Genomic DNA, 6,172 nt, shown 5'->3' on the forward strand with positions numbered 1-6,172 from the left:
AAAGTCCAATCCGGGACTTTTCGCTCCACGGAAAGGGAAAAGCGTCGTTTTCCCTTTCCTCACAAATCAATGACTTAAGGTTCGGGTCATTGATTTGGGCGCCCCGCGCGGGGCGCGTTGATGACTTTTTGCGAAGTCATCAACTTTGACAGGGTCGCAAAAAGTCCAATCCTATGGTCTGCCGGTCACATTTTACCCAATCATTTATTATATACCCGGTGGGCGCCACTTCAAGAGCTTTCGTTGACACGCAACCAGATCCGCTCCGGTCCTGATCAGCTCCTCCATGAACCGGGCAGCAATGGGAGAAAGGGTCCGGCGGCTGTTGGTAACAAGGTAAAAGCCACGGTTTACGACCAGGCTGTTAACCTCAACGGCGCGCAGGTTGCCCTCGGCGATCTCCCGGTCAACGGTTAAAGCCGAGAGGAACGCTCCGCCCAGCCCTGCAATGGCCCCTTCCACGACAGCCCTGGTGCTGCCCAGGTTGGCGGCCCAGTTCAGGCCATCCACCCTGATGCCGCTCAGGCTCAGGGCGTTTTCAACGGCCCTCTGGGTTCCCGACCCGGTTTCCCTGCGGATCAGGGGGACGCCGGCAAGTTCCCCGATGTCCACCCGCGATCCAATTCCCGCACTTTCGGCAAGCTCCGGTGAGACCGCCAGGATGATATCGTCATCGCACAGGAGGCGGGAATCCAGGGAAGAATGATCCGCCGGACTGCCGGTGACACCGACAGGGACCTCCCCCCTTGCGACCCGATCAAGAACCTGGGTGGAATCACTGATCGTCAGGGTCACCTGGACTTCCGGATAGCGGCGGTGAAACCCTGCCAGCCAGCGGGGAAGAAGGTATTCGCCAGGCACAGTGCTGCTGTCTATGTGAAGGTTTCCCCTGATCTGTCCGGTGAAACCCTCGATGGCCTGAACGGTTTTTTCCATGAGGTCGACGATCCTTCCAGCATATCCCGAGAGCAGCTTGCCTGCCGGGGTCAAACTGACCGATCTGCCGGTGCGGTCGAAAAGACGGACCCCAAGGGTCTCCTCCAGGTTTCTTATGTGGGTGCTGAGTGTCGGTTGGGTCAGGCCCACCTCCCTTGAGGCTTTGGAGAAGCCCCCGTGCTTTGCAACGGCCTCGAACGCTTTGATCTGGCGAAGGTCGAAAGCCATATCACCGGTTCCTGTGGAGAAGCTCGAGAAATACCTTGACTGCCCCGGTAGCGTCCCCGGCGTATCCGTCGGCGCCAATCTCGCCGGCGTATTCCTGGGTCACCGCAGCACCCCCGACCACCACGGGGACCTCGAGACCGGCCGCCCTCAACGCCTTGACGGCGTTTTTCATGTGAACCATGGTGGTGGTCATGAGAGCGGACAGGCCCACGGCATCGACCCCGGGTCGGGAAGCTTCCCTGACCAGTTCATCTGAAGGGACATTCTTGCCCAGATCCAGGACCTCGAACCCGTGGTTCTCCAGCAGGGTGATGACGATGTTCTTCCCGATATCGTGAATATCCCCCGCCACCGTGGCCATGAGGATCCTTCCGGCCGAAGGCAGGTCCTGGCCTTTCATGGCCTCACGCAGGGGTTTGAAGGCCGACTGCATGGCCTTGGCCGACATCAGGACCTGGGGCAGGAAATAATCGTTCCGGGCGAACCTTTCCCCCACCTCTGACATGGCCGGGATGAGGATCTTCTCCCCGATCTCCATGGGACCATACCCCTGGTCCAGCAGGGCGACGGCCAGTTCGCCGGCTTTCTCCGGGTGGCCGTTCACGACGGCCCTCCCCAGGGCTCCCTCACGGTCCTCATCATCCCTGGTAGAAACGGTGCCTCCTGTCGACGGCCCGCCTCCGTAAAGAGAGATATAATCCGCTGCGTGGCGATCCTGGTTCAGGATGACACGGGACGCGGCAAGGAGGCCCATGGAAATCTTGTCGAAGGGGTTGACGATGGCCGCGGACAGGCCCGCCCGGGCTGCCATGGAAAGGAATGCGGCGTTCAAAAATTCCCTCGAAGGGAGTCCGTACGATATGTTGCTGACACCAAGGAGGGTGTTAAGACCCAGTTCTTTCCGGATGAGACTCACCGTCCTGAGGGCCTCGGCCACCCGTTCCTGCTCTGCGCCGGCCGAGAGAGTGAGACAGTCGATGAGCACGTCCCGCCCGGGGATGCCCGCCTTAAGGGCGGCTGAATGAATGCGCCTGGCGATGGCAAGACGACCCTCGGCAGTGTCGGGGATCCCATTTCCATCCAGTGTCAGGCCGAGGACAGCCGCGCCGTATTTCTTTGCCAGGGGCAGGATTTTTTCCAGGCTTTTATCCTCGCCGGTCACCGAGTTTATAAGGGCTTTCCCATCGACTGCTTTAAGGCCGGCCTCGATGACCTCCGGTCGTGGGGAGTCGATGACGAGAGGCACGGAGACCACCTGCCCGACAGCGGTGAGGGCGTCCTCCATGGCCTGCTCCTCGTTGATATTGGGGACCCCGACGTTGACGTCCAGCATCTGGGCCCCTGCTTCCACCTGCCGGGCCGCTTCTTCCCTGTAGGGATCGAAACGGCCTTCGCGGACCGCCTGGGCGAGGGTTTTGCGGCCGGTAGGATTGAGGCGCTCACCGATGGCGCGAATCGGGCTGGCCCCTCCCACGAAAAGAACGGAACTCCGACTCGACAACCTGGTGGCGGAAGGGTCCGTCAGGATCCTGTCCGATCGGCCCGGGATCGTGTCCAGTTCCCGTCTCATGCGGGCGATGTGTGCCGGTGAGGTTCCACAACAGCCCCCAAGCAGGGCTGTCCCGATACCCAGAAACTCCCCGAAAGGTTGAACCATCTCTTCCGGCGAAGCGGGGAAAACGGTCCGTCCGTGTTCCAGACGGGGCATCCCAGCGTTGGGCATGGCCACAAGGGGAAGCTCGGTGACCGTCGCCATGCGCCTTAGCACCTCCAGGATCCCTTCAGGTCCCAGGCCGCAGTTGGAGCCTACGGCGTCGGCGCCCACCGCTTCCAGGGTGACTGCAGCCGCCTCCGGGGAACTTCCCAGGAGGGTCAGTGCCGAGGGCTCGAAGGTCATGAGAGCGACGACGGGGATGTCGGTCACCTCCCTGGCGCCGATAACGGCGGTGCGGATCTCCTTGATGTCCGAAAAAGTCTCGAGGATGATGAGGTCGGCTCCCGCGCCGGCGAGGGCGGCAGCCTGCTGGGCGAAGATACTTACCGCTTCGTCGAAACCGAGTTCACCCACAGGATGCAGAAAACGTCCCGTAGGCCCCACGCTTCCCGCCACGAGAGCGTCGCCGGAAGAGGCTTCCTTCGCCACCCTCACGGCGGCTTCGTTGAGTTCTTCAGTCCGGTCCTCGAGGCCGAAGGAGGACAGTTTGACCCTGCTGCCGCCGAAGGTGTTGGTTTCGATGATATCGGCGCCGGCATCGATATAGGCGCGATGAACCGATCGCACCCTTTCGGGAGAATGCACGTTGAGCAGTTCCGGACACTCTCCCGGTGCCAGCCCCGCCTCCTGGAGCATGGTTCCCATGGCTCCGTCGCACAGAAGGGTACGGTTTTTGATCAGGTCTTTGAATCGGCTCACTGGGTTCGCTCCTAAATATTCAGTAGTCAGAAGTCAGTAGCCGGTAACAAATAACTCAAATTGTAACCGTTGATAGAGTCGCAAAAAGTCCAATCCGGGACTTTTTGCTCCACGGAAAGGGAAAAGCGTCGTTTTCCCTTTCCTTACAAATCAATGACTTACGGTGTAACTCATTGATTTGGGCGCCCCACGCGGGGCGCGTTGATGGACTTTTTGCGAGTCCATCAACCGTTCATTCTTCCTTTTTATACCGGGTCGCAAACGAACGTTTTTTTTCTGAAAACTGAGAATGTTACGTTATCGGCTACCTTCCTATAGAAAACGCCTATAGGTATAGTATAAGGTTAGAAAAATCAAGGGTCTGGGAAACAGGGTCTGGGAAATGAGCGGGATCTGGAGTCCAGGGTCCAGCCTTCGCGTGAAGCTGCGGCTGGCAGGCTGGGGTTCAGGAATAACGCCCACCTGGAACCTGGATGCCAGACACAAGACACAAGTAACTTTCCTTCCGTTGACATGGCAGCCGGCGGTGGAATAAGGTTGCCGGGAGCCAGTACTTGGAGCACGGAACTCGGAACAATCAAAAAATCCTGAGACCTGATGTCTCGTCATCCCGGATTTCAACCGGCTACTGACTACTGACTACTGGATACCGGATACTGGATACCAGCGCGGAGAGACTCATGCGGCAGCCGTCAGAGAGATCGAGGAACATCCCCCCCTTTATCGTCATGGATGTCCTGGAAAGGGCCCAGAAGATGGAGCGGGCCGGGAGAACTGTCATTCACATGGAGGTGGGCGAACCTGATTTCGATACCCCCGAGGTTATCCGGATGGCGGCGGCGGAAGCGCTGGAGAGGGGGGAGACCAACTATACCCACAGCCTGGGGCTCCTGGAACTGAGGGAGGCCATAAGCGAGCATTACGATCGCAGGTACAGTGTGCGGGTGGACCCGGACTGTATCCTCGTCACTTCGGGGACCTCTCCCGCGCTGTTCCTTGCTTTTGCGGCCTTATTGGAGCAAGGGGAGGTGGTGGTGATGAACGATCCCCATTACGCATGTTACCCCAACTTCGTATCGTTTCTCGGGGGACGCCCCCTTTTCTCCCCGGTCCATGCGGTGGATGGTTTCATGCCGGATGTTCGGGAGATGGCCCGTCAGGTGACGTCCGACACCGCGGCGATACTCATCAACTCGCCGGGCAACCCCACGGGAGCTGTCTGGCCCGGTGAGAGCCTCGGGCAGATCGCTCAACTCGGGGTACCGGTAATCTCTGACGAGATCTACCACGGCCTTGTGTATGGGACCAGGGAGCAGAGCATCCTCGAGTTTACGGATGAGGCGTTCGTCCTCAACGGCTTTTCCAAGCTTTACGCCATGACCGGGTGGAGGCTCGGATACGTTATTGCTCCTCGCCGGTTTATCCGCCCCATGCAGAAGATCCAGCAGAACTTTTTCATCTCTGCAGCGGCCTTTGTCCAGAAGGCCGGGATCGCGGCCTTGACCCAGGCCGGTGGGGAAGTGGCGGAGATGGTCCGGGTCTACGACGAAAGGCGGCAGCTGCTCGTGAAAGGGATCCGGGAGATCGGTCTGCCGGTTCCTGTGGACCCGCAGGGTGCGTTTTATGTGCTGGTGGATGCGAGGCAATTGGGTGCGGATTCCTACAAACTGGCTTTCGATATACTCGAGCGGACGGGTGTGGCTGTGACGCCGGGGATCGATTTCGGCCCTGGGGCGGAAGGCCACCTGCGTTTTTCCTACGCCAACTCCAGTGAAAACCTTACGGAAGGCCTCCGCCGCCTGTCAAAATATGTGAAGGAGGTTACCTGTGAAGCAATCCAGGAGCCTGTCTGAAAAACCCCGACACGCTGCCGTGAGCTGTCTTGTTCGGCGCAGTCTGAAAACATCCTCGCTTATCATGGCCCTCACCCTGATGGCGGGTTGCGCCTCGCCCGGCTTCACCCTCTTCCACCTGGAACCGGCACAGGGCGACGCAGTAGCGGTCGTTCTTGCCGACGGGGCGGTGACGGTGACGGCAGGTTACCTCGATACAGGTGAGCAGACCGGTTACCTGACCGAAAGGGGCTATGAGCCCCTGGGAAACAGCCTGCGGTCGATCCCCCTGATGACCTACCTGTTTAAGGTTCAGAATCGATCCACTGAGCCGCTTACCGTGGATCCTGCGGGCATGAGAGTTTCCACTGGTTTCGGGGAGATGCTCAGGCCTTACAACTACGCCCACTTCTACCTGGCGCTGCCACAGGGCAGCGGGCGGGAAAAGGCCCTTCAGGGTCTGAAAGATGTCATCTATGAGAGACCAGTCCAGGTCGATCCGAACGGTACCATGGAGAAACTCCTGATGTTCAGGAGGCCGGAAGTCGTGGGTGAGGAAGTGGCCATCCTCGTGAACGGCCTTTACCTGGGCGGTCGGGGAGTGGAGGGGGTTCTTGCGTTCAGGGCGGTGGATCTGTCGAGGTAATTAACCCAGCCAACAGCGATAGAGTCGCAAAAAGTCCAGGCGGGACTTTTCGCTCCACGGAAAGGGAAAAGCGTCGTTTTCCCTTTCCTTACAATGACTGCTGATAGATCACCAAAG

4 protein-coding genes are annotated in these 6,172 nt (G+C 59.3%); 2 read left to right on the top strand and 2 right to left on the bottom strand.

The features are described 5' to 3' along the window. Positions 1–207: 207 nt before the first annotated feature. Entirely contained in the window at positions 208–1,164 is a 957-nt protein-coding gene (locus P1S46_10855; GenBank protein MDF1536976.1) for a selenium metabolism-associated LysR family transcriptional regulator, read from the bottom strand. 1 nt (position 1,165) lies between these two features. Next, entirely contained in the window at positions 1,166–3,577 is a 2,412-nt protein-coding gene (locus P1S46_10860) for a homocysteine S-methyltransferase family protein (protein MDF1536977.1), read from the bottom strand. 680 nt (positions 3,578–4,257) lie between these two features. Here P1S46_10860 and P1S46_10865 point away from each other — a divergent pair. Both P1S46_10865 and P1S46_10870 read left to right on the top strand, forming a co-directional pair. Then, entirely contained in the window at positions 4,258–5,430 is a 1,173-nt protein-coding gene (locus P1S46_10865) for a pyridoxal phosphate-dependent aminotransferase (protein ID MDF1536978.1), read from the top strand. Further along, positions 5,405–6,055 (top strand): hypothetical protein, encoded by a 651-nt coding sequence (locus P1S46_10870; protein MDF1536979.1) that lies wholly within the window; start codon positions 5,405–5,407, stop codon positions 6,053–6,055. The genes P1S46_10865 and P1S46_10870 overlap by 26 nt, the downstream gene beginning before the upstream one ends. The last annotated feature ends 117 nt before the right edge of the window (positions 6,056–6,172 follow it).

The sequence above is a fragment of the bacterium genome (assembly GCA_029210545.1).
In the GTDB taxonomy this organism is placed as follows: Bacteria; BMS3Abin14; BMS3Abin14; order BMS3Abin14; family BMS3Abin14; genus JARGFV01.